At 42.4% G+C, this 23,654-nt stretch carries 21 protein-coding genes; 4 read left to right on the forward strand and 17 right to left on the reverse strand.

What is annotated here, in order from left to right; translation table 11 throughout:
- Positions 1-37 precede the first annotated feature (37 nt).
- Positions 38-259, forward strand: coding sequence for a membrane protein insertion efficiency factor YidD (yidD, locus tag GL182_RS04225; RefSeq protein ID WP_163378295.1), 222 nt, complete (start codon positions 38-40; stop codon positions 257-259).
- Position 260: 1 nt separating this feature from the next.
- Here the strand turns inward: yidD and GL182_RS04230 are convergent, their stop codons facing one another.
- From GL182_RS04230 to GL182_RS04250, 5 genes are read right to left on the reverse strand one after another with little or no spacing between them, the layout of a single operon-like run.
- The gene (locus GL182_RS04230; protein WP_163378296.1) at positions 261-1,367 is read right to left on the reverse strand and encodes a prolipoprotein diacylglyceryl transferase; all 1,107 of its coding nucleotides are present in this window, start codon (positions 1,365-1,367) and stop codon (positions 261-263) included.
- Between the two features lie 25 nt (positions 1,368-1,392).
- Entirely contained in the window at positions 1,393-3,255 is a 1,863-nt protein-coding gene (gene nadE / locus GL182_RS04235) for an NAD(+) synthase (protein ID WP_163378297.1), read from the reverse strand.
- Positions 3,256-3,291: 36 nt separating this feature from the next.
- Positions 3,292-4,035 carry a ribonuclease III gene (gene rnc, locus GL182_RS04240; protein WP_163378298.1) on the reverse strand — a complete coding sequence of 248 codons (744 nt, stop codon included), beginning with the start codon at positions 4,033-4,035 and terminating at the stop codon, positions 3,292-3,294.
- Between the two features lie 2 nt (positions 4,036-4,037).
- Positions 4,038-5,291 carry a beta-ketoacyl-ACP synthase II gene (fabF, locus tag GL182_RS04245; RefSeq protein ID WP_163378299.1) on the reverse strand — a complete coding sequence of 418 codons (1,254 nt, stop codon included), beginning with the start codon at positions 5,289-5,291 and terminating at the stop codon, positions 4,038-4,040.
- Positions 5,292-5,310: 19 nt separating this feature from the next.
- On the reverse strand, positions 5,311-5,547 hold the full coding sequence (locus GL182_RS04250) for an acyl carrier protein (RefSeq protein ID WP_010855324.1): 237 nt from the start codon (positions 5,545-5,547) through the stop codon (positions 5,311-5,313).
- Between the two features lie 148 nt (positions 5,548-5,695).
- Here GL182_RS04250 and GL182_RS04255 point away from each other — a divergent pair, with 148 nt between their 5' ends.
- Complete coding sequence (locus GL182_RS04255; RefSeq protein WP_163378300.1) at positions 5,696-6,124, forward strand: IPExxxVDY family protein; 429 nt, start codon at positions 5,696-5,698, stop codon at positions 6,122-6,124.
- A 13-nt stretch (positions 6,125-6,137) separates the two neighbouring features.
- Positions 6,138-7,568 carry a pyruvate kinase gene (gene pyk / locus GL182_RS04260; protein WP_163378301.1) on the forward strand — a complete coding sequence of 477 codons (1,431 nt, stop codon included), beginning with the start codon at positions 6,138-6,140 and terminating at the stop codon, positions 7,566-7,568.
- A gap of 93 nt (positions 7,569-7,661) precedes the next feature.
- On the opposite strand, the gene GL182_RS04265 is transcribed toward pyk, so the two are convergent.
- From GL182_RS04265 to GL182_RS04285, 5 genes are read right to left on the reverse strand one after another with little or no spacing between them, the layout of a single operon-like run.
- Positions 7,662-9,227 (reverse strand): NFACT RNA binding domain-containing protein, encoded by a 1,566-nt coding sequence (locus GL182_RS04265; RefSeq protein ID WP_163378529.1) that lies wholly within the window; start codon positions 9,225-9,227, stop codon positions 7,662-7,664.
- A gap of 1 nt (position 9,228) precedes the next feature.
- On the reverse strand, positions 9,229-9,990 hold the full coding sequence (locus tag GL182_RS04270) for an MBL fold metallo-hydrolase (protein ID WP_163378302.1): 762 nt from the start codon (positions 9,988-9,990) through the stop codon (positions 9,229-9,231).
- Positions 9,987-10,265: a hypothetical protein gene (locus GL182_RS04275; protein ID WP_163378303.1), complete on the reverse strand. Its 279-nt coding sequence runs from the start codon at positions 10,263-10,265 to the stop codon at positions 9,987-9,989. Before GL182_RS04275 ends, GL182_RS04270 begins: the two co-directional genes overlap by 4 nt.
- Before the next feature lies 1 nt (position 10,266).
- Complete coding sequence (locus tag GL182_RS04280) at positions 10,267-10,647, reverse strand: response regulator (protein ID WP_163378304.1); 381 nt, start codon at positions 10,645-10,647, stop codon at positions 10,267-10,269.
- Entirely contained in the window at positions 10,640-11,398 is a 759-nt protein-coding gene (locus GL182_RS04285; RefSeq protein ID WP_163378305.1) for a response regulator, read from the reverse strand. Before GL182_RS04285 ends, GL182_RS04280 begins: the two co-directional genes overlap by 8 nt.
- Before the next feature lie 47 nt (positions 11,399-11,445).
- Between GL182_RS04285 and miaA the strand changes: the two genes are divergently transcribed.
- Positions 11,446-12,360, forward strand: coding sequence for a tRNA (adenosine(37)-N6)-dimethylallyltransferase MiaA (miaA, locus tag GL182_RS04290; RefSeq protein WP_163378306.1), 915 nt, complete (start codon positions 11,446-11,448; stop codon positions 12,358-12,360).
- Here the strand turns inward: miaA and GL182_RS04295 are convergent.
- The 7 genes from GL182_RS04295 to GL182_RS04325 all read right to left on the reverse strand — a co-directional run bounded on the left by GL182_RS04295 (position 12,345) and on the right by GL182_RS04325 (position 23,543).
- Positions 12,345-12,719, reverse strand: coding sequence for a hypothetical protein (locus GL182_RS04295; protein ID WP_163378307.1), 375 nt, complete (start codon positions 12,717-12,719; stop codon positions 12,345-12,347). The genes miaA and GL182_RS04295 overlap by 16 nt on opposite strands.
- Before the next feature lies 1 nt (position 12,720).
- Positions 12,721-13,695, reverse strand: a complete 975-nt coding sequence (gene pfkA, locus GL182_RS04300) for a 6-phosphofructokinase (protein WP_163378308.1) — start codon at positions 13,693-13,695, stop codon at positions 12,721-12,723.
- Positions 13,696-13,857: 162 nt separating this feature from the next.
- Complete coding sequence (gene typA / locus GL182_RS04305; protein ID WP_163378309.1) at positions 13,858-15,666, reverse strand: translational GTPase TypA; 1,809 nt, start codon at positions 15,664-15,666, stop codon at positions 13,858-13,860.
- A gap of 335 nt (positions 15,667-16,001) precedes the next feature.
- A complete protein-coding gene (gene ggt / locus GL182_RS04310; RefSeq protein ID WP_163378310.1) occupies positions 16,002-17,702 on the reverse strand; it encodes a gamma-glutamyltransferase in 1,701 nt (566 codons plus the stop codon).
- 34 nt (positions 17,703-17,736) lie between these two features.
- Positions 17,737-19,185, reverse strand: coding sequence for a SusD/RagB family nutrient-binding outer membrane lipoprotein (locus GL182_RS04315; protein ID WP_163378311.1), 1,449 nt, complete (start codon positions 19,183-19,185; stop codon positions 17,737-17,739).
- A gap of 29 nt (positions 19,186-19,214) precedes the next feature.
- Positions 19,215-22,475, reverse strand: a complete 3,261-nt coding sequence (locus GL182_RS04320) for a SusC/RagA family TonB-linked outer membrane protein (RefSeq protein ID WP_163378312.1) — start codon at positions 22,473-22,475, stop codon at positions 19,215-19,217.
- 624 nt (positions 22,476-23,099) lie between these two features.
- Positions 23,100-23,543 carry a hypothetical protein gene (locus GL182_RS04325; RefSeq protein WP_163378313.1) on the reverse strand — a complete coding sequence of 148 codons (444 nt, stop codon included), beginning with the start codon at positions 23,541-23,543 and terminating at the stop codon, positions 23,100-23,102.
- Between the last annotated feature and the right edge of the window lie 111 nt (positions 23,544-23,654).

Consider the following 23,654-nt stretch of genomic DNA (forward strand, 5'->3'; position numbering starts at 1 on the left):
GCTATTTTTTATCTTATATGCTATAAATACGATAAAAGTGAAGCAAATAGTCAAGAAAATCGCAGTATTTCCCATCTTGGTATATCAATATCTCATATCTCCCTTGTTTCCCAGGTCTTGCAGGTATTATCCGACTTGTAGCCAATACATGAAAGAAGCCATTTTGAAACATGGGGTTTTTAAAGGAGGATGGCTGGGCCTAAAACGAATAGGCAGGTGCCATCCCTGGGGAGGGCAGGGACATGATCCTGTCCCTTGATTTACTCACCAACAGCTTTTTTCTTTCCGTATTTTAAGGCATAAAACACCAGTCCGATTCCGGCAAGGACCAACGGAATGCTCAGCGCCTGACCCATATTGAAGGCCAGGTTGTCCTCAAACTCCACCTGATTTTCCTTGAAAAACTCCCAAACGAACCGCATCCCAAATACGGAAATCAGGAATAGTCCCAGGAATAGACCTTCAGGAATAGTAGAAGTGTATTTTTTCCATCCCAGAAACAGGAAAATAAATATCAACAGGTAGGTGATTGATTCGTAGATTTGGGTCGGATGCTTGGTTATCCCAAAGGTTTTGACCACGGCAAGGTAATGGCTTCCCTGGTCAAGGATTTCCATATTCAGGGGAGCTTCCGGATCCTCCGCCATGTATTTTTTGGAACTGCTGAACCGGGTTAGTGCATACTTTATGTCTCTTTCCAGCACTCCTCTCAGGTCAGCCTCATCAAAACCCCCCTTGCTGATCTGAATGTCTATGTTGACCGGAACCTGGCCGGATCCGTTTAGCTCTTCGTTTCTGTCCGAAGGTTTATATGCCGAGATAGACTCAATGGGCAGGTTCATGGTTTGGAGGATTTCCTCAGTATCTCTGGCAAAGACAAAACCTGAATCTGTGCCGGTAGCTTTGCCCCCGATTTCTGAATTCATAAGGTTGCCGAACCTGATCAGCGCCCCTGTGAGGGCGACCACTATTACTATCCGGTCCACCACCCAAAGGTAAGATTGGCCAGGAGTCTTTTTGGCATACAGCCAAAGGGCAAAAAGAATCCCTATAGCTGCCCCATGGCTGGCAAGTCCGCCTTCCCATACCTTGAGGATGTCAACGGGATTACTCAGGTACCTGGCAGGTTCATAGAAGAGTACGTGTCCCAAACGTGCGCCGATAATGGTAGCCAAAACCATGTAGATGGTCAATCGGTCTACCAGGTTTTCATCCTGACCTTCCTTTTTGAAGAAGTGTACCATGATTTGTTGGGAGATGATAAATCCCATGGCGAAAAGAAGACTGTACCAGCGGAGTCTGTCAAAACCTGAAAAAACGGCAGGGTTGGGACTCCAAACCACGTAATACAAAATACTGTTGATCATTGCTTCTGATTTTTTCGCTATTTGCCTAAAGTAATTCCTCTAAATTTTCCATTTCCTTTAATTCCTCCTGATATCCCCCGGACAAAATGGGGAAACGATACCAGGTTTTGGGGTCTACATTAAACTCATCCAGATGAAAAGATGGGGCAAGTCTTTCCCTTTTCCACTGGTTTCTGGACCACAGCCTAAAGAATTTGGCAATGTAACTTTTTAAAATAGATGGTTCAAGAGAAAGTTCCTCTTTCAGGTTCAGGTAGATGTCAACTGGCGAGCGTTTGTCCCGTATCGCCAGCTGTTCAATGGCTGTAAGGATCCGATAGGGCATCAGGTCCTCTTCATCAGTTTGTTTCCTTTCCAATGGTCTCAGTTCAGCGGTGGGCTGTAAGGAATTGACTGCCTTAAGGCCCTCATAACCCAATGCCTTCTCTGCCCACTGAAGCCATTGTAGAATAAAATCTTTGGAAACTGCTGCAATGGGTGAAATACTGCCACTGGTATCCCCATCCATGGTGGTGTAACCCACATCCCCTTCACTCCTGTTGGAGGTGCTTAAAAGCAGAGACTGGTTGATGTTGGCCAGCATCCATATGATGGGTGATCGGGCTCTGGCCTGTATATTTTGCAGGGCAATGTCGTCTCCTTCCCATTCCAGCTTTCTTCCCAGGGCCGTTTCGATCTTTCCGGTATAGGAAGCTACCTCCTCATCAATTGACCACTGATGGAACATGGCCCCGATGCTTTCCGCAAGCGTTTTCGCACTGTTTAAGGTGTCAGGAGAGGAGTTTCGGCTGCCCTGATAGGCGGTGGTGAGCAACTTTCCGGTAATGTCCCTGATGCTGCTTTTAGGATCAATATCTGAAGACCGGTGAATTTTCTCCAAAAAAAGTGGGGTACCCAGGCTTTGAACCCCTCTTCTCACCATTTCTGCTACCAAAACGGCTATGGTAGAAGAATCCGCCCCCCCACTCAGGGAGAGGACAAAGCCTTTACTCTTGCTTTTTCGGAGGTAATCAAACAAAGCCAGTGATACTGCTGCTGCAAATTCCTCATTTTTGGTTTCCCGTGCATTTTTTTCCGGAATACTTATCGGGTCATTTAAGGGGTAGTTAAAGCTTACCAGCTGGTAATCCTGAAAAGACAGCAAGGGGTTTTGAAAAAGGAGCCTTCCCTTGTGTGCAAAAAGCATCTCCCCATCGAAAATCATCCTCCCACTTTCATTGCCCAGCAGGTTGACATAGAAATAGGCGGCATTCAAATCTTCAGAACTTGTGGTCACCAGAATTTCCCTTTGTTCGCTTTTTCCCATGGCGAAGTGGCTGGCACTGGGGTTTAGGATAAGTTCTGTTTTTCTGTCTTTGAGTCGGTATCCGGGGCGATCATCCCCTCGCCAGGCATCTTCACAGATTTCAAACCCATATTTAATGCCTTTTTTTTCAAAGATCATGTCGCCAAAAGGAACGGAAATCCCATCAAAATCAAGGGTAGTCATCTCTCCGGCTTTCCAGGCTGTAAACCAGCGGCACTCGTAGTGCACGCCATCAATGGCTAAAAACTGTTTGGGAACAAAGCCAAGGACATGGCCATTTTCCAGGACGGCCATGCAGTTATATACTTTTTGGTTAATCCGACAGGGTAATCCCAGGCAAACCGTAATTCCTTTGGTGAAAGGCTGAACTTTTTTAAGGTAGGTCAGTGCTTTTTTGGGATACCAATAGCTGAGGAAAAGGTCTTCACTTCCATAGCCGGTAAGGCTCAGTTCAGGAAAACAGAGCAAATCCACCTTTTGCTCTTTTGCCTTTTGAATGGATTGCAGGATATGGTTGAAATTCCCGTCCCAATCCAGTGGGGTTTGATTCAATGTGGCACCTGCAAGAATAAGAGAAGACATAAAGTTAAATTTTCATTCAAATTAATGAACGCCCTGTTAAAAGATAATTTGTAATTTTTCGCAGGCTATTCTGGCAGCTTCCTGTTCGGCTTTTTTCTTGGTAGGTCCTTTTCCTTCCGAGAAGGAGGCACCTTCAATATTCAATACCACGGTAAATTCCTTGAATCTTTGATTGCCATCTACGGATTTTAACTCAAAATCAATCTCCTTGTTATCTTTTTGGGACCATTCTATAATTTTACTTTTAAAATTAGTAGTGGTGGTAATGATGTTGTCCAGGTCAAAGAAAGGGTTAATCAATCTTTTATTGATAAATGTTTTACAGAAATAATAGCCCCGGTCCAGGTAGATGGCTCCTATAAGTGCTTCCAGGGTGTCCCCGTAGAGGGATTTGAATGAATTGGGGACCTTACCATCCATTTCTGATTCCACTATTTTGGGCAGTCCTATTTTCTGACCTACCTGATTTAAAGCTTCCCTGTTGACGATTCGGGAACGGGTTTCGGTAAGGAAACCCTCATCCCGGTAGGGGAACTTTTGGAAAAGGTACTCGGCCACTATAGTTCCCAGGACAGCATCACCCAGGTATTCCAGCCGTTCATTACTGATTTTAACTCCGGATTTGAATTCTTTAGATACCGAAACGTGTCGGAAAGCCAGCCTGTAGAGGGATAAATTTAAAGGCTTGCTACCCACTATGTTTTTGATAGCGGAAGCAAGCCTTTTTTCTTTCTGGTTGTAAGTTAGCTCCTGAACCCTGAGCAACCGAAGTAATTTCAAATTTAATCCTTGGTTTTTTTGAAAATGATGGAACAGTTGTGGCCGCCAAATCCAAAAGTGTTGCTTAGCGCTATATTTACTTCCCGCTCCTGTGCTTTATTGAAAGTAAGGTTCAATTTGCTGTCCACTTCTTCATCATCCGTAAAATGGTTAATGGTAGGAGGGACCAGGTTATGTTTCATGGCCAGTATAGAAGCGATGGCTTCCACTGCCCCTGCTGCACCCAATAGGTGTCCTGTCATGGACTTGGTGCTACTGATATTCATCTTATAGGCATGATTACCAAAGATTTTTTTTATGGCTTTCACTTCACTCAAATCTCCCAGGGGAGTTGAAGTACCGTGAACATTGATATAGTCAATGTCTTCTGCAGAAATCCCTGCATCTTCCAGGGCAAATTTCATAACGTTGGCGGCTCCTCTGCCTTCAGGATGTGGGGCGGTGATATGGTAGGCATCTCCAGTCATTCCTCCCCCAATCAATTCGGCATAGATCTTAGCTCCCCTGGCTTTGGCATGTTCATACTCTTCCAGAATAAGGGCTCCTGCACCTTCTCCCAAAACGAATCCATCCCTGTCTTTATCAAAGGGTCTGGAAGCTGTGGCCGGGTCATCATTTCTTTGAGAGAGTGCCTTCAGGGCATTAAAGCCTCCTACACCTGCTTCGGTGACTGCTGCTTCAGAACCTCCCGAGATAAATATATTTGCTTTACCCAAACGGATATAATTAAAAGCATCTATCAGGGCATTGGTGGCTGAAGCACAAGCCGAAACAGTGGCGAAATTTGGCCCCTGAAACCCATATTTGATTGAAATAAACCCAGCAGCTATATCCGCAATCATCTTAGGGATAAAGAAAGGGTTAAATCTTGGGGTACCTTCCCCATTGACAAAATCGGTAACTTCATCCTGAAAGGTTTTTAGGCCACCAATTCCAGATCCCCAAATAACGCCTGCTCTGCTAAGGTCAATCTTTTCCAGGTTTAAACCTGAATCATTCATGGCCTCCTCTACAGCCACCATGGCATACTGGGTATATGGATCAATTTTTCTTGCTTCCTTTCTATCTATAAATTGCGATATGTCAAGATTTTTTACTTCGCAGGCAAATTGGGTTTTGAATTTTGAGGCGTCAAAACGGGTAATAGGCGCAGCACCACTTACACCATTTGTCAAACCGTTCCAATATTCGTCAACGGTATTTCCAATTGGTGTAAGGGCACCTAAACCTGTTACTACAACTCTTCTTAAATTCATAAATGATTTTAAGTATGGGTTATTTTACGTTAGCTTCCAAATAGCTAACCGCCTGGCCAACCGTACCGATCTGTTCAGCCTGGTCATCCGGAATGGAAATGTTGAATTCTTTTTCGAATTCCATAATAAGTTCTACAGTATCCAAAGAATCAGCACCAAGGTCATTGGTAAAGCTCGCTTCGGGAGTAACTTCAGATTCTTCGACGCCTAACTTATCAACGATAATGGCTTTTACTTTTTGTGCAATTTCAGACATTTTGTGATCAGTTTAGTTTAAACACTCCGCAAAGAAAATTATTTAATACCTGAATGTCAAAAAAAAAGGCAAACTAAATTAAGAACTTTCCATCAGAGATAGAAGTTGGAATAAAATTTTTAACTTTGTTTTTTTAAATTCTTCCTAAATGAAGAAAAACAAACTTCATGTTGAAACGGTATTTGATTTTGATCTTTTAGGCCTTGTAGCCCCTCTAAAGGACTATAAACTGGCCTGGCTGATCAACCGTTCACTTGGGATTAATTTAAAAAAATCGACAGATTATCAGATGGAATTTCTCCATCAGCCGGATTTAATTATTTCTCAATTTATATTAGAAAAAGAACATGGCTACATACAATTATTGAGAAATAAGTCTTATCCGGTAAGGGGGCACTCCAGATTTCTGGTCCCGGAACTCCGGAGCATGGATTACTTTTTACTCTGCCAGGACTTTACTTACGAAGTGGATTTTAATACGTATATTGACGGCCTTTCCAGAGTAAATGGGATCCATAGCATTGTGAAAATTGATATCAACAAATTAAAATCAAAAGAAAACCTGTTAACATATTAAATAATATATAAAAATGAGAGTACCTATTTTTAATAAAACCAAAATATTAGCTACCGTTGGTCCTGCCAGCAACACCAGGGAAACCATCACCGAATTGGTAATGGCCGGAGCTGATATCTTTAGGTTAAACTTCTCCCATGGAGATCATTCGATTCATGCGGAGGTGGTCAAGACCATACGCGAGGTAAATGAAACATTGGATTTTAATATAGGTATCCTCCAGGATCTTCAGGGGCCAAAAATACGGGTAGGAGAAGTGGAAAATAATGGCGTGCTCATCAAACAAGGAGACCCCATTACCATCACCAACGATCCGGTAATGGGTACGGCATCATTGGTAAGCACCGTTTATCAGAACCTTCCTAATGATGTGGCACAGGGCGATCGTATCCTGATCGATGATGGTAACCTGGAATTAGTCGTTTTAAAGACGGATGGTAAAAATGTCGATTGTACCGTGGTACATGGTGGCATTTTAAAATCCCGAAAAGGAATCAACCTTCCCAATACCAAGATCAGTGCTCCCTCCCTTACAGAAAAAGACCTGATTGATCTGGAGTTTGGATTGAAAAATGAAGTGGATTGGATTGCCCTTTCCTTTGTGCGTACAGCGGATGATATCCTGGATTTACGGGAGCGGATCACCAATGCTGGGAAGGATTGTAAAATTGTAGCCAAAATTGAAAAGCCCGAGGCTTTGGATAATATTGATGAAATTATCCAGGCGACTGATGCCATCATGGTGGCAAGGGGAGATTTAGGCGTCGAAGTACCCATGGAAATTGTCCCGCTTTGGCAAAAGAGAATGGTCGAAAAATGCAAGATTGCCTGCAAGCCTGTAATCATTGCAACCCAAATGATGGAAAGCATGATCGTCAATCCCAGACCTACAAGGGCGGAAACCAATGATGTGGCCAGTGCAGTATTGGATGGGGCAGATGCGGTGATGTTATCTGCAGAAACAGCCTCTGGCAAGTTCCCCATTGCTGCAGTGAAATCCATGAGCAGAATCATTGACCATATAGAGGTCAATGCCGATATTTACCATAACCTTTATAAAATTCCTGAAGATACAGAAAGCTACCTCAGCAATAACCTGCTATTGATGGCCAGCAGGCTGTCAAGAAATGTAAAGGCAAAGGCCATTGTAGGCATCACTACTTCTGGATTTACCGCTTTCAGGATTTCGTCTCACAGGCCATCTGCGGATATTTTTGTTTTTACCAGAAACAAAAGACTCCTGACCCAATTGAGCCTGGTATGGGGAGTCAGGGCCTTTTATTATGACAACAGGGTTTCTACCGATGCCACTTTCCAGGATATTCAGGATAAGCTGAAAGATGAAAATCATGTAGCTGAAGGAGACATTATTATCAATACCGCCAGCATGCCCTTGAAGTCAAAAGGCAGAACGAATATGCTCAAAATACACGTGGTGGAATAGTTGACCCAGCGGAAAATTTTCCCTTTGGGTGGATTTGGTAAGTAGCTGGTAATCATATAGAAAGGCAGCCTGAAATGAAACGGGCTGCCTTTTTTATAGGTTCTCCGGCCCCTCAGGCGAAACCATGATTACTTTTTCCCTATCCACCATTACCGCCCCCGCCGGGGAGCCCTTCACCTTGCGGACAAATTTGCAGGGAGTATAAATCACCGCTGCCAGGGAACTGCTTTTGTTCTTGGAATAATAGGCAGCCAATGAGGCCGCCCTTTCCAATACAGGGTTTGGTAGGGACATGCCCGACTGTTGTTTGATGATCACATGGGAGCCGGTCACATCTTTGGCATGGAGCCAGATATCCTCTTTCCAGGTATATCTTCGGAGCAACTCATCATTGGATTTTGCAGATTTCCCTACCCAGACTTCAAAACCGCCTATTTCAAATTTTTTATAAGGCAGCTGTACCTCTACCTGTTTGACGGCATGGTGCTTTCCAGTCTTGATAGCTGTCTTCAAGTCACGAAAATCTTCCACTTGTTGCCATTCTTCTTCCTCCAGCTTCAATTCAGCCAATTGTTTTTCCTTTACTGCAAGGTTTTTACGCAGTTGTTCGAATTCAATTTTTTTGTTTTTGCTTTTTTTGTACAGGTTTTCTGCATGTTGTTGTGGACTGACTCCTTTTTTCAACCTTATTTCCCTCAGCTCGTTGGTGTAAAAATCAAATAAATTTACTTTTTCCGATCCGGCAGGTATTTGATGGAGGTTGGCCATGATGATGTCTGCCGTCTGACTCAGCGCAGGTTCATTTTCCATGGTTTGGAGTTTCTCCCGGGTTTTCTGAAGGTAATTCTCTGTTTTTTTTCTCTGATCGGTTAAAGACCTCAACAGCGCCTGTTTCTGGTTGTCAAAGGCTTGTTGGACGACTGCTTTTTGGTAGTAATTATTGGCAGCTTCCAGGGGATCAGTAGTAGATGTAAGGGCATCGGGACAGGGGAGGAGGGTTAGCAGGTATTTCCCCTCTTGCTGAAAAACCGAAAACAAGGGGCTGTCCATCATGTCCCGCACCTCCTGTATCAAATGGTATCTCCGTTCAAGATCTGCTTCCAGGTAACCCTGTTTTTTCAACCAGGCCCTGGGAAGCTTCCCCAATGTAGGTAAATACTGGCTGGCATTCCCTTCCAATTGCTTGAATCTATCCCAACTTAGATCCAGCGGTTTTTCCAGGGATGCAATGGTAAGACCCATGTCTTCCTGAAGATCTTTTCTAAATAAGCGTGTAGGAAATCCCTCTTTGGAAGGATAAAGCATGATATTGGAACGGCTTCCATGCATTTTGAACAGCAGCAACAAACTATTGTCTAGTTCCAGAAAAAAAGCCCTTTCAAATGCCAGCAGGTGAAGGTTTGTTACTTTATGGTTCACAATTTCAGGAAACAGGTCAACGCTGTTTTTTTTGCTTCTTTTAAAATCTCTCGGAAAACTCAAGCTGGAATTAGATGGGAGCAGGAGTGCCCGGATAAAAAAAGGTGTGTCTTTTTCATTTTGAAATTCTATGATCAGCTCTTCTTTATTCTGGGAAAAGCAGGTCACCACCCTGCTTCCACGAGTTTTGTTTTCCAGTGCAGGACAAAGAAATCGGAAGAAATGGTAATTCAGGTGCATGTCAGGTGCTGATTTGTAAGCCGTCAAATGCCAGGGCCACATTATCGGGCAGGTTGCTTTGCACCGTTTGGTGCAATCCCAGCTTGTGGCTGATATGTGTCAGGTAGGCTTTTTCGGGCTGGATTTCTTCAATGAATGCCAGGGCTTCTTCCAGGGTAAAGTGAGAGATATGGGGTTTTATTTGCAGGGCATTTAATACCAGTGTTTTTGTCCCTTTAATTTTTTCAATTTCAAGTGGAGGAATAAAATTGGCATCCGTAATGTAGGTAAAATCGCCAATTCTGAACCCAAAAACGGGTAGTTTGTGGTGCATGACCTGAATAGGAGTGAAGTTGATTCCCATCACCTCAAAAGGGAGGTTGCTAATTTCCCTGAGTTTTACCCGGGGTATTCCCGGGTATTGATTTTTCGCAAATATGTAGGAAAATTCTGCCTTGATCTGATTCAGTACCTGCGGGGTGCCAAATAGCGGGATGTCAGTTTGCTGTTTGAAGTTATAGGGCCTGATATCATCGAGACCGGCAGTATGGTCTTTGTGTTCATGGGTGTAAACCACAGCATCAAGTCTGGGAATTTTGTTTTGCAGCATTTGCATTCTGAAGTCGGGACCAGTATCTATGACTATGCTTGTATCCTGCTGCTGGATATGGAGAGATGTCCTAAGCCTTTTATCCCGAAAATCCAAAGAACGGCAGACCTCACAAGTACAACCAATGACAGGTACGCCTTGAGAAGTTCCAGTCCCTAAAAATGTTATATTCAAAGCTTCAATTCAGTTTGTTTAAGTTCAATCAGGAAATCTTGCTGCTTTTGGTCTTCAAAAGATTGGGGGTTAAAATCGAGGGTTTTTAAGATTTCCAACAAGGCGTTTATTTTACCTTCCAGTGTAAAATACTTATTGATGATAACGATTTTGGTGTCTTTTAGGATACAATAACCTGATTTAAAATTGCCTTTTTCATACCTGAGGTGGTATTCGGAGACAGCAAAAATATTTTCCAGTTTGTCCAAATAACTTTTGGTGTACCTGATGGGCATTTTACTTGAAAATATGTTTTTTTACAGTTGAAAGCAGTAGATCATAATCCAATGGTTTTTGTACATAATCATCAAGACCCGCCTTTTTAAAATCATCTAGTGTGAAATTTTTATAGTTTCCGGTGATGGCTATGATAGGGATTTCTGATTTTTTTGGATCAGGGAGCTTTCTGATGGCTTTGGTACAGGCAATGCCATCCATGACAGGCATGTTGATGTCCATCAATATCAGGTCAAAGTCCTCCTTACCCAGCTTATCCAACACCTGTTGACCATTTTTAACTGCTGTAATATGAAAATTTTCAAAAAGCAAAACGTTTTTTGTTAAATTGATTATTACAGAACTATCCTCTGCCACCAGTACTTTTTTGGGGTCACTCATATTTAGTAAATATTTTATTGTTTTCAATAATCTTTTGATAGGTTTTAAGACCCTCTTCCAACTTTTCTATGTCCTTGTGTATTTCCGTATGATCAAACTGTTTGATTTTTTTTTCAAAACTGGCTGTAGCATTATGGATGACAATAACGCCCAATGTACCCGAATTGCCTTTCAATATGTGAAGTTTTTCTCCAATTTCCTCAAAATTTTTCAAATCTGCCAATTTTTTTATCTCTTCAGTGAGGCTTTCCGCTTCTTCCAAAAAGTCACGATACACTGATTTAATGTTTTCCAGGTTATGGTATTTCAAAAGTTGCTGAATGACGGATTCGTTTAGATCCGCTTCTTTTTCCTGCTCATTCTCTGGGTCCAGGGGGGTATTTATACCGGGTTGTAAATGATAATGAATCGTTTCCAAAAGGTCTTTGGGTTTGACTGGTTTGGCAATGAAATCATCGAATCCCGTTGATAAAAAATATTCCCGGTCCCCCTGATTGGAATAGGCCGAAATGGCAATGATGGGAATGTTGGTGATTTCTTCTTCCTTGATGATTTTAAGGCAGGATATCCCATCCAGCTTGGGCATTTGAATGTCCATTAAAACAATGTCGAAATTGGTTTTTTTAAGCATTTCAATGGCTTCCATGCCATCAGAAGCCGATTCAAAAAAATAGTTGTGTCCAATTACATTTTCAAAAACCCTGCGGTTTAGCGCATTGTCATCTACGATCAGGACTTTTTTGTTTTTCATGGCTGAAATTCCTTAACTTCGGGATTCTATTTTAGGTTTCACAAAATTTGACTCCCATCAACAAAATACTTTTAGTCGTCGCCGGTCCAACTGCTGTAGGCAAAACTGATTTGTGCATAAATTTAGCCAAAAAATTTAATACTGCTATTATTTCCTCGGATAGTAGACAATTTTTTCGGGAAATGAATGTAGGTACCGCCAAACCAGATAAAAAGGATTTGCATCAAGTCCCCCATTATTTTATAAATAACAAATCTATTCATGAGGCCTATGATGTAAAAGCATTTGAAAAAGAGGCAATGGATCTGCTGAACAGACTTTTCTTGGACCAGGACCTGCTGATCATGACCGGAGGCTCCGGTTTGTATATTGATGCGGTGGTGGATGGGCTGGATGAAATGCCAGCGATTGATTTGCAAATCAGGGAAAAACTTAACCTGGAATACCGCAAGAATGGCCTGCCTGAATTGCAAAAAAAACTATTGGATCTGGATCCTGATTATTATCGGCAGGTTGATCTCAACAACCCCCAACGCCTGATCAGGGCGCTTGAAGTCTGCCTGAGTACGGGTGAGCCTTTCAGCCGATTCAGGATAAAAAGGAAAAAATACAGGCCATTCCAGGCATTGAAAATAGCACTTAACAGGGATAGAGGGGAGCTTTATGACAGAATTGACCAAAGAATGGATGAAATGATCCAACATGGCCTTTTTGAAGAAGCAGCTCAACTGTACCCCTATCGGGAATTGAATGCCCTTCAGACGGTAGGTTATAAAGAAATATTCGGGAACCTGGATGGTGAATACGATAAGAAGGAGGCCATTAGGCTACTGAAAAGGAATTCCAGGAGGTATGCCAAACGACAGTTGACCTGGTTACGGAAGGATCCGGATTATACCTGGTTTCATCCGGATTCATACCCGGAAATACTGGCCTGGGTGTTGGCTCATATGTCACGGTGACCCAGTAGCCTGGCAACAAAGGAGTAAGGCTTTGTTTTTATGAGCTTATTGTGTTCATACCGGATCCTTTTTGCTTGAAGGATCTTTTCTCCTAGCAGAGCGATTTTTTCAGGGTCATGGTTTTCCTGAGGTGATTTCCGGATTTCACTGAATTGCTGCTCCGCCAGGGTCAGTTTAAAGTCAGCCCTTGGAGGTTGATCTTTCTGTGCCGGATCAGTATTTAGTTGATCCAAAAGCCCGAAGATATCTATCAATCCTGCCTGCATGCTTTTTCTTTTTTGTAGCAGGTTATAATGTACCAGTATGGCAAACAAAAAGACGAACCCTCCAAGAGAGATAAAAATCGGTATAAATCCCATGTCAAATGCTCAACAATTCCTGAAGCCTGAGGTATTCCTCTTTCAGGGGTTTGCTTTTGCTGATACAGTCTTCAAACGGGGAGTAAACAACCTGATCATTGATGATACCTGCCATGCAGTTTGATTCACCTTTCAGTAATCCTTCCACGGCTGCCATGCCGCTTCTGCTCCCCAATATCCTGTCCTTGGCAGTAGGACTCCCGCCTCTTTGGATGTGTCCAAGGGTGGTCACTTTGAATTCCTTGTCATCCCCCTTAAACTGGGATTTTACCCGATCCATGATTTGAGCAGCTCCGCCTTCTTCATCACCTTCGGCTACCACCACAATACTTGAAGTCTTGGATTTCCTAAGCCCCTTCAGGGACTTTACCACATCTTCGATGGTGGTAGTGGTTTCAGGGACCATGACGAGTTCTGCTCCACCGCCTATACCACATTCTATAGCGATATATCCGCTATCCCTTCCCATTACTTCAATAAAAAAGATGCGGTCATGGGCTGCAGCCGTATCCCGGATCTTGTCTATGGCTTCCAAAGCTGTGTTTACTGCCGTATCAAAACCAATGGTGTAATCGGTACCAAATATATCATTGTCAATGGTGCCTGGACACCCTACGGTAGGTACGCCATATTCTTCGTAAAATATTTTGGCCCCTGTGAAAGTACCATCCCCTCCGATGGCTACCAAACCTTCTATGCCATGTTTTCCCAATTCCTCAAAAGCCTTTTTTCTACCCTCTTTGGTCCGGAAATCCTCACTTCTGGCTGATTTCAATATGGTTCCACCTCTTTGAAGGATATTGCTTACAGAGTGGGATTGCATTTTTTTAATGTTCCCATGAATCATCCCATCATAGCCATACATGATGCCATAAACATCAATCTCGTGGTAAATACCGGTTCTGACTACAGCCCTGATACAGGCATTCATTCCGGGAGAATCCCCTCCTGATGTAAATACTGCAATTTTTTTCATAGTATTGTTCTGTAATATATGGAAACCTAATAGTGAAAAAACAGGATGTTTTCCTTATGGTATCAATAATTCGAATGAGCTTATAAAATTAAGGAAATAACCTTAATCGCTCCGCATGAATTAAAAAAAGGATGGAAAATTATTTCCATCCTTTCGGTAATCTTATGCTCCCTGCATTTTTGCAGCTTTATTCCTTTCATTTTCATTCAGGTGAATTTTCCTCATCCTGATACTCTTAGGCGTGACTTCGAGGTATTCATCTTTTTGAATATATTCCATGGCTTCTTCCAGGGAAAACTTCCTGGCAGGAGCAATTTTTGTATTCGTATCTGATCCGGAAGCCCTCATGTTGGTGAGCTGTTTTCCTTTCTGCACATTGACGACAATGTCATTGTCACGAGAGTGTTCACCAATTACCTGTCCGGCATATAGCTCTTCTCCCGGGTCTACAAAAAAGAATCCCCTGTCCTGTAACTTGTCAATGGCATATGCCGTGCAGGCACCACCCTCCATTGAAATCAAAGAACCATTGATTCTTCCCGGAATTGTTCCCTTAAAAGGTTCGTAAGCAGAAAACCGGTGATTCATGATGGCCTCTCCTTGTGTTGCGGTCAAAACATTGTTTCTCAATCCGATCAATCCCCTGGAAGGAATTTTAAATTCAAGGTGCTGCAAATCGCCTTTTGGCTCCATGACCAGTAGCTCACCTTTTCTTTGGGTAGCCAACTCGATTACTTTACCGGCAGCACTATCGGGGACATCTACTACCAGGGTTTCGATGGGTTCATGTTTTTCTCCATCGATGGTTTTGTAGATTACCTGAGGTTGGCCTACCTGTATTTCATACCCTTCCCTGCGCATGGTTTCTATCAGTACAGACAAGTGAAGGATACCCCTTCCATAAACCAAAAACTTGTCCTCACTGTCCGTGGATTCAACACGCAAAGCAAGATTTTTCTCTGTTTCTTTCATGAGCCTGTCCCTCAGGTGCCTTGAGGTTACAAACTTGCCTTCTTTTCCGAAAAACGGAGAGTTATTGATGGTGAAAAGCATGTTCATGGTAGGCTCGTCAATGGAGATCCTGGGTAAGGGCTCCGGATTCTCCAGGTCTGCCACCGTATCTCCTATATCAAAACCTTCTATGCCAGTGATGGCACAAATATCTCCCGGCTGTACCTCAGTGACCTTGTTTTTACCCAGGCCTTCAAAGACATGCAATTCTTTTACTTTGATTCTTTTGGTACTGCCGTCAGCTTTGCAAAGTGCATACTGCTGTCCTTCTATGATTTTGCCTCTTTTTACCCTTCCAATGGCAATTCTGCCCACAAAGTTGGAGTAGTCCAAAGATGTTATTTGCATTTGGGTTGTTCCTTCATCAATTTTTGGTTCAGGAATGTATTTGACTATGGCATCCAAAAGAGGAATAATGGAGTCGGTTGGTTGCTTCCAGTCAGGCCCCATCCAGTTGTTCTTGGCAGAGCCATAAAGGGTATGGAATTCCAATTGCTCTTCGGTTGCGTCCAGATTAAACATCAGTTCAAAAACCGCTTCCTGCACTTCGTCAGGCCGGCAGTTTTCTTTATCCACCTTGTTGACCACCACAATAGGAGTAAGGCCTAATTCAAGGGCTTTTCCTAAAACGAAGCGTGTTTGGGGCATGGGTCCTTCAAAGGCATCTACTAATAGTATGACGCCATCAGCCATCTTTAAAACCCGTTCCACCTCTCCCCCAAAGTCTGCGTGACCCGGAGTGTCTATGATATTAATTTTGATGTCCTGATACCGGACAGAAACATTCTTGGAAAGAATGGTAATGCCTCTTTCCCTTTCCAGGTCATTGTTGTCCAGGATAAGGTCCTCAAATTGCTGGTTTTCTCTGAAGATTTTTGAGGCATGAATGATTTTGTCAACCAGGGTAGTTTTGCCATGGTCAACGTGTGCGATGATCGCAATATTACGGATACTCTGCATGTGTAATTGAATTAAGGTGCAAAAGTATGAATTTTATTTAGAAAATATATTGAAATGATTGGATTTTAACGTTTTGAATTTTCAACCAGGACCAATAATTTTACCGGAATGGGGTAAATTTCCTGAATGAGGCGCATTTGCTTACTTTCAGAAAATGAATTAATTGCATGAAAAAAACTGAAATAAAATTACAGGTATACCAATTTGTAAATCAAACGGGTATACCTGTCTTTAACTTCAAATGAATTTACCTGAACAGCATTGCCAAAATTAATTTTAGGGCATCACCCGGATGCCTGCGCTCCGGTAGGTCCTTAATTTTTAGCGTTAAACTTTTAGAAGCCACCAGCATAACCGTCTTTTCGTGATTCAGATGCGCCATAGTACACCTTGTTTTCATAATCAACCATGATTCCCTGGTAACCTCCAAATCCATCCGGCCTGCCATATTTGACATCATGTCCCAATTTGGATAAGCTTCTGATTTCTTCGTACCCAAAACCATATTCCAGGTAAAGTGTACCACCATCTTCCATGATACTTCCTGTAGGTTCGGAAGAGCCGGTATGGTTGATCCTGGGGGCATCACCAGCTTCCTGTACATTCATATCAAAATCGATGATATTGATAACGATTTGGGCATGTCCCTGGGGTTGAATCGCTCCCCCCATCAGGCCAAAACTCATGAATGGTTTTCCATCCTTTGTGATAAATGCAGGTATAATGGTATGAAAAGGTCTTTTTCCAGGTTCGAAGGCATTGAAATGCTCACTATCTCTTACATTGAACATTTGCCCCCTGTTATGTAAACCAAATCCCAATCCGGTAGGCACCATTCCTGATCCCATTCCTCCATAATTGCTTTGAATCAGGCTTACCATATTCCCCTCTTGGTCCGCAGTGGTTAGGTAGATGGTGCTACCCTGATTGAGTTCACCGGCATCCAGTGTCCTTAAGGCAGCATTGGGATCGATTAAGCTTCTCCGGTTTTCTGCATATTGTTTGGAAATCAATTCCTCAACAGGAATGGAATTAAAATCCATATCGGCATAATATTTTGCCCGGTCTTCATAGGCCAGCTTTTTTGCTTCAGTAAAAGTATGGATGTAGGCAGCACTTCCAAAACCCATTTCCCTAAGGTCAAAACCTTCTAAAATATTTAACATTTGCAAAGCTGCTATTCCTTGTCCGTTGGGAGGAAGCTCCCATATATCATATCCTCTGTAGTTAGCAGAAACTGGCTCTATCCATTCTGAACGGTGTTCGGCAAGGTCATTGTAGGACAAGAATCCTCCATTCTGTGCCATATAATCAGAGATGGTTTGAGCAATTTTTCCTTTGTAGAAAACATCCCTACCTTCTTCAGCAATCAATGTCAAAGTCTTGGCCAGGTCTGGATTTTTAAATATCTCCCCTTTTTTTGGTGCTTCTCCATCAAAAGTAAATGTTTCTTTAAAACCAGGGTATTGAATCCTTCTAGGGACTTCCCGTGCCCAACGGGCAGCAATTATTTCAGTTACCGGAAACCCTTCTATCGCATAACTAATGGCGGGCTGAAGTAAGTCTTTCATAGGTACAGTTCCAAATTTACCATGAAGCTCATACCAGCCATCTACACATCCCGGCACTGATACAGGTAGTGGGCCCAGGTAGGGAATGACATTGAATCCCTTTTCCTGAAAATAATTGATATCCAGACTTTTTGGGGACCTTCCGCTGCCGTTAATGGCATGTAATTTTTGCGATTTTTCATCCCAAACGATAGCAAATAGGTCGCCTCCGATACCGTTTCCGGTTGGCTCTACCAAACCCAGGACTGCATTCGCAGCGATAGCAGCATCCACGGCATTCCCTCCATTTCTCAATACATTTAATGCCGTCTCTGTGGCAAGTGGATGGCTGGTTGCAGCCATTCCGTTTTTTGAGATGGTTTCTGACCTGGTTGCAAAAGCCTTACCTGTGCTTCTTGTTTGAGCAAGAGATGAAGCCTGGCCGATAATGGTGATGAGCAATAGGGTGATCAGTAAGTTTTTCATGAATCTATGCGTTTAAGTTTTTGGATGCAGTTTATCAGGGTACAAGATTAATGGGTGTAGGATCGAACAATCCAGGTACTGGTGAAGGAGCATTGGTATTGGAGTTGATTTCACTTTGGCTGTACAGAAACCTTTCGGGTAAAGTGTTGCCTACGTTGGGAGTAGGGTGAACCCCCGCTGCTTCCATTCTTGTTCTTCTGATATCGATAAAACCGAGCTTTTGCCCGAAAAATGCCACATACCTCTCCAGTAGAATTTCATTTAATAATGATTCTTGCTCATCCAAACCCTGTTTATAAGCCATTCCACCGGCAGTAAAGTCCACTCTTTCGTAGGGCTCATAGCTGAATTCAAAGGCGCCGTTACTATAGGTAGGATGCAGGGATTCACCTGAATTTAAATAGGACCGATAAGCATTTAATTTTTCAAGCCCCATTTCAAACCCTTGAGATCGCATTCCTGCTTCAGCCTGAATCAATAAATTTTCCTGATAGGTGATCAATGGGAAAGATGCATCCCTTGCAAAAATTCCGGTATTATCGCTTTCACTCGAGGTATTGGGCGTAATATTGGAAATGTTATCTGTTTGGAGAAAATAAAATTCAAACCTGGCTTTCTCGTTGGTTTTGGGATTTCCTTTATACTCCGGGGCATCCGGGTTTAATATTTTACTTAAATAAGTGTTTAATGAACTCATGTCCCCGGATCTTCCCCGTTGAAGGAAGGCAAACATCAGGTTTTCATTGCTGTTGATTACGGTGCCATGAGGTGCCATTAGTGAGTTTTCAGGGCTGCTTATCCCCATGCCGGCCTCTTCGAAGGCAGCAGGGTAATCTCGTTGTTCAAGATACAACCTTGCCTTGAGGGTATGAGCTACTTCAATCCATTTTTCTCTGTTGCCCTGAAGGAATATATCGGCATCAGCCGAAACCGATCCTATGCCTGAATTCAGTAAGTCCAAAGCTTCATCCAACATTGCCTGAAGGTTTTGGTATACCTCAGGTTGGGGATCAAATTTTGGGTTTGGAAATGAGCCAATATTGCTTGTCTCTGAAAAGGGGATATCTCCCCAGCAGGCTGTTGCAGTTCCCAATGCATTGGCTTGAATTACTTTCACTATACCCATCATCAGCCTGTTATCCAATGCCTCAGACTTTTCTATAATGATATTGCCGTTATTGATTACTCCTGCATAAATATTTTCCCATATTTGATCAAAAGTAGCCCCAGTTGCATTGTAATTGCTGAAGTCCGGGTATTGTCTGGCAATACCTGTAAAATATCCGGACCACATGCCGGCTACCCTTGCAGTATGTCCCTCATGAATGGACATATTGGCAAGTTCAATTCCTGTGAGCATCAGTTCTGCGGAGGCATCCGTGGGATTGTTAGGATCCGTATTCAGGTCATCGACGATCGATTCGCAGCCAAAATGACCAATTGTCAGTAAGATGAAAATGGTTTTTATTATAGGATTTTTCATTTGTTTAGTGATTTTAGCAGTGGAATGTATTAGTAATTCAGCTTGATGGAAAACAAAAAGGAACGGCTTCCGGGGCTGTTGAAATAATCATACCCTCTGGCAAAGATATTTCCGGAGTAATTGGTGTCCGGATCAATACCTGACACATCTGTCCACAAAAGAAGGTTTCGACCAGTTACTGAAATTTCAGCTGACTGGAACCTTGTAAGGTTCCGGAAACCAGCAGAGTTAATAAGGTAGCTTAGGGATAACGCCCTTAATCTCGTCCAACTTCCATCTTCAATGAATTGTTCTGGAGCAGAACCCAGTCCACTGCCGAGGGAAGTATAGTAAGATTGATCTAACAAGACAGGGCCTCCTCCAAAATCATGGATATTACCTCTGACAGTACTTCCGGCAGGGAAACTTTCTCCTGCATAATTGGTGAGGGTTTGGTCCAGGACCACTTCATTGCCAACATCCTCATGGGTACCAAAAGTATACATTACCCCTCGTGTCAAACCGAAAAAGTCTCCTCCCTGGAAAGTTTCAAATAAAACATCAAGGGTAAGCTTTCTGTAGGTCAGGGTAGTACCAAACCCACCTCTCCAATCGGGGTTCGGATCCCCGATCACACCAGAGGTTGGATCTGCCATAGGAAAATTGTTTTCATTCAATACCAGGCTTCCTCCTGCATCCCTTTCGAATCTACCTCCCCAGAAAACGCCGGCCTGATATCCTTCTACTGCGCGCATGTCAGCCCTATCGGCTCTACCAGCCAGAATTAGGGATTCTGTTCCAGCCAGATTTGAAACTGTATTTCTATTTCTGTTGAAGTTTCCGTTCAAACTCCACTTGAAATCGCCTTTTGAAATCAGGTCAATTCCCAAATCGATTTCCCATCCTTTATTTTCCAAAGTGGCCGCATTGGTGTAAGTAGAGGAAAACCCTACCGACGGGGCCAGAGAAACGGGTATGAGCAAGTCTTCCACTGTATTGGCGTAATAGGTGATGGAAGTTCTGAGTTTATTGTCCATAAATCTCATGTCCGTACCCAGCTCATATTCTGTTTTCCTTTCAGGCCTCAATTCAGCATCACCAAGTTCTGTATCAATCAGATAGGCTCCATTGCCAAACTGGGATCCGTTGATATTGTCTCCCCAGGGAGAATTCGAGAAACTCGTAGACGAAAAGGTCGTATTGGAGCGATAGGGCAGGGGCTGCACGCCTACTACCCCGTAAGATGCGCGGAGTTTACCAAAATTGATAAAGGATGAATTATTGACTATTCCCAATTGGGAGAATTGCCAGGCGATATCAGAAGATGGATAATAAAATGTTTTGTCAGACATTTCTCCGAAAGTAGAGGCAGATTCACCAGCCAACGATACATTGATAAACAAAGCATCTTGTATGCTCAGGTTCAGGTTGGAGTAAACCCTGGCTACACGGACGTTTCTGTTATAATTTTGCGGAGTTCTGTTTTCTTCTATTGCGTTGGAAAAATTTGGGGGTGAATTGGGGATTAGAAAACTTCTCATTGTTCCTCCGCTGGAGACAAATTTCCTGTCATTGACATTAAACCCAACAATTAGACTGGTTGAAATACCCGGGCTGAAATCCTTTACCACCCTGCCAATTAAATCGAGGTTTACTTCAGATTCAGTGGTAATGGATTCAGAATAATATCCTTCACCTGAACCGGCAGAATCACTAATTGGAAAATAAGTTTTCCTTTCATCGCTGTAATTGTCTATTCCCAATCTGGTATTGAATGTAAACCAGTCTACAGGTTTGACTTCAAGATCAAAACTATTGATGAATCGATGTACCAGGGAGGTGTTTTCGGGTTCATACATGGTCCACAAAGGGTTGTTGAAGATAGGAATAGGAGAATCGCCCAGGTATCGTCTGTATGACCTTTGTCGGTTTTCTATCGGAGTGGCATTTTGCCCCTCATAATAACTTCCTATATAATGTTCATTATTAAAATCAGGAGGAGTTCGCAATAGGCCCAGTTGTGCACCTGAGGTATTGTTACCCCTTCCTACCCTGTTGGAAAAACTTCTGGTATACCCTGTTCTGTTGGTGATTTTCACAAAATCATTGAATTTTCTGCTGGTATTCAAACGCAGGGTGGTCCGTCGGTAATCGTTATTGCCCCGCATCATGCCATTCTGATTTAAATCTCCTATGCTAAAATAGTAGTCAGATCTATCATCCCCGCCGCTGATGTTGATGGCATTGTCCATAAAGGTACCTGTTCCATAGACTTGTTTGAAATTATGGTCAGCATAGGTGTCTTGGGTATTTTTTTGAAGAATGGGATAATATCTGGTGCCATCCCGGGCTTCGAAAAAGCGACCGCTTTCATCCACCACATCAGGTGAACCTGGTCGATCAGCAATTTTATCTCCCCAGGAGTTGGGATGTGTTGGGCTGTAATTACCGTTTATTCCCTGACCAAAATTGCTTTGGCCGGTATGAAATGTATTGACACGGTCAAATGATAAGGTGGAGGAGATGCCAATATTGATTTTATCTCCTTTTTTTCCGCTTTTGGTGTTGATTACAATAACCCCATTTGCTGCTCTGGAACCCCATAATGCAGCTGCAGAGGCACCTTTTAGTACCTGGATGGATGCGATGTCATTGGGATTGATGTCGTTTAGCCTGGATTGTTGGACTACGCCGCCACCTCCGGCCCCCTCTATGGAATTGCTGATGGGAACCCCATCCAGAATGATCAGTGGTTGGGTATTCCCGGTGATGGTGCTTTGACCCCTTATTTGAATCAGAGCTCCGGCACCCGGGTCCGCTCCCTGTGCAGAGATCTGAAGCCCGGATGCCTTGCCTGCCATTCCTGAGATCAGGCTTGCTTCCCCTGATTTTACAATGCTTTCTGATGTTATTTTTGAACTTGTGGCTGCAAGGTTGTCCGGATCTTCTTCAAAATTAAGCGCAGTTACTACGATTTCTCCCAGTAATTTTGTTTCTTCTTTCATGATCACATCAATGGTATTGGAAGCGCCTATTTCAATCTCACTCTTCAAAAAGCCAATAAAAGAAAATACCAGGGTGTTTTTGTCTTCGGGAACATTAATGGCGTATTTTCCATCCATGTCAGAGATGCTTCCGGTTTGGGTTCCCTTGATCACTACGCTGGCCCCGGGTATACCCTGGCCCTTTTCATCCATAATAGTGCCATTGATGTTTTTTTGCTGGGCCTGGGAAGTAATTAATGGTCCAGCAATCAACAAACAAATACAACAAAGTTGCTTGAGGTAATAATTTGGTAAAAGATTAAACATAATTGTAATATTTAGTGGTTAAGTGATGATTTAAACCAGATTTTTGGTAATCCGAATAACGGGTCAAATGGACTGGTTTGGTCCGTGGGCTATTTGGGAGGAAGTTTTCTTATCGTGTAACAGAAAGCGGACTGGCTTCCCTGAAAAGGGAAATCAGATACGCTGACTATTCAGTCAATGGTTCAATATTCATCAACCAGGGAGTGTGAAATTAAAAAAATGGGCGATTAGGGCGAAACGCCCCAATTCAACGTGTTTTTTTCGAGTACTATTTTTCTACTGAAAATTTAATACTGAAAGGGATATAAGCTGTCGGATTGGTACAGGCAATAGGTTTTGAGATTTACCTGCTCCATTTATTGTTAAGGTTTTAATCTATTTGAAGTAAATATACATCATTTCTATTTTAGAAAAAAAATTATTTTTTCTAAAAAGGCTTATTTTTTAACCTAAAAAAGTAAAAAAAATGATTTTTAATTAAAAATAGGTTTAAAATATATCTTATTAATTAATTCCCATTAATAAAAACACGTAAATAGGTTAAAAAATAAAGCAGTTGTATTTTTGAGGCTAAGTAGTAAGCCAAATGGGTAGGGAAAAACTTTTATCGAAATGAAGTTTTATTTATTTCACTTCAAAAGGACGACTTTTTAATACCACATGGCTGCCGGGATAATCTATTTCCAAATCATTTTCAGCAGTCACAAGGATCATTACAGGTTTGTTTCGGGTAGTCGCTTCAAAGGCTGCTTTTCCCCTGTTTCTGAAAATCCCACTGTTATTGGCTATTTCTCCCAGATTTTTTATTCCCTGATCGGTATCTATCCAAACCAAATAGTGTTTTTTAGGCGGAGATAGCCTTTCAGGCAAGGCCAGGTTATTTACATTTAATTCCAACTCATAGGCTCCCTCTTTATTCTTACTGATTTTGGCAGAAGGCTCAGCAGCAGGTACCACGGCTGATACTGGAAAAGTGATTTTAGTAGCGCAAGAAGTAAACCCGCCGAAAATTAAAAGAATAAGGATGAAGAATGAATTGGCTTTTAGAAAGTGGATCATGCTTTTCATTTTATGTTTGTTAGGTAAAATTTAAAGTAAGCAGTACTCATTGAAAGATTGTATGCATACGCTTTGTCTAATAACTTATTCTTTTAAATATAGTTATTTTAACTCATTGTT

The sequence above is a fragment of the Cyclobacterium sp. SYSU L10401 genome, assembly GCF_010993705.1.
Lineage (GTDB): Bacteria > Bacteroidota > Bacteroidia > Cytophagales > Cyclobacteriaceae > Cyclobacterium.

Bases quoted from the DNA above. Each gene is read 5' to 3' on its own strand.
- GL182_RS04230 (WP_163378296.1), bottom strand. From the start codon at position 1,367: ATGATCAACAGTATTTTGTATTACGTGGTTTGGAGTCCCAACCCTGCC.
- nadE (WP_163378297.1), bottom strand. From the start codon at position 3,255: ATGTCTTCTCTTATTCTTGCAGGTGCCACATTGAATCAAACCCCACTG.
- fabF (WP_163378299.1), bottom strand. From the start codon at position 5,291: ATGAATTTAAGAAGAGTTGTAGTAACAGGTTTAGGTGCCCTTACACCA.
- GL182_RS04250 (WP_010855324.1), bottom strand. From the start codon at position 5,547: ATGTCTGAAATTGCACAAAAAGTAAAAGCCATTATCGTTGATAAGTTA.
- GL182_RS04255 (WP_163378300.1), top strand. From the start codon at position 5,696: ATGAAGAAAAACAAACTTCATGTTGAAACGGTATTTGATTTTGATCTT.
- pyk (WP_163378301.1), top strand. From the start codon at position 6,138: ATGAGAGTACCTATTTTTAATAAAACCAAAATATTAGCTACCGTTGGT.
- GL182_RS04265 (WP_163378529.1), bottom strand. From the start codon at position 9,227: ATGCACCTGAATTACCATTTCTTCCGATTTCTTTGTCCTGCACTGGAA.
- GL182_RS04275 (WP_163378303.1), bottom strand. From the start codon at position 10,265: ATGCCCATCAGGTACACCAAAAGTTATTTGGACAAACTGGAAAATATT.
- GL182_RS04280 (WP_163378304.1), bottom strand. From the start codon at position 10,647: ATGAGTGACCCCAAAAAAGTACTGGTGGCAGAGGATAGTTCTGTAATA.
- GL182_RS04285 (WP_163378305.1), bottom strand. From the start codon at position 11,398: ATGAAAAACAAAAAAGTCCTGATCGTAGATGACAATGCGCTAAACCGC.
- GL182_RS04295 (WP_163378307.1), bottom strand. From the start codon at position 12,719: ATGGGATTTATACCGATTTTTATCTCTCTTGGAGGGTTCGTCTTTTTG.
- pfkA (WP_163378308.1), bottom strand. From the start codon at position 13,695: ATGAAAAAAATTGCAGTATTTACATCAGGAGGGGATTCTCCCGGAATG.
- typA (WP_163378309.1), bottom strand. From the start codon at position 15,666: ATGCAGAGTATCCGTAATATTGCGATCATCGCACACGTTGACCATGGC.
- ggt (WP_163378310.1), bottom strand. From the start codon at position 17,702: ATGAAAAACTTACTGATCACCCTATTGCTCATCACCATTATCGGCCAG.
- GL182_RS04315 (WP_163378311.1), bottom strand. From the start codon at position 19,185: ATGAAAAATCCTATAATAAAAACCATTTTCATCTTACTGACAATTGGT.
- GL182_RS04320 (WP_163378312.1), bottom strand. From the start codon at position 22,475: ATGTTTAATCTTTTACCAAATTATTACCTCAAGCAACTTTGTTGTATT.
- GL182_RS04325 (WP_163378313.1), bottom strand. From the start codon at position 23,543: ATGAAAAGCATGATCCACTTTCTAAAAGCCAATTCATTCTTCATCCTT.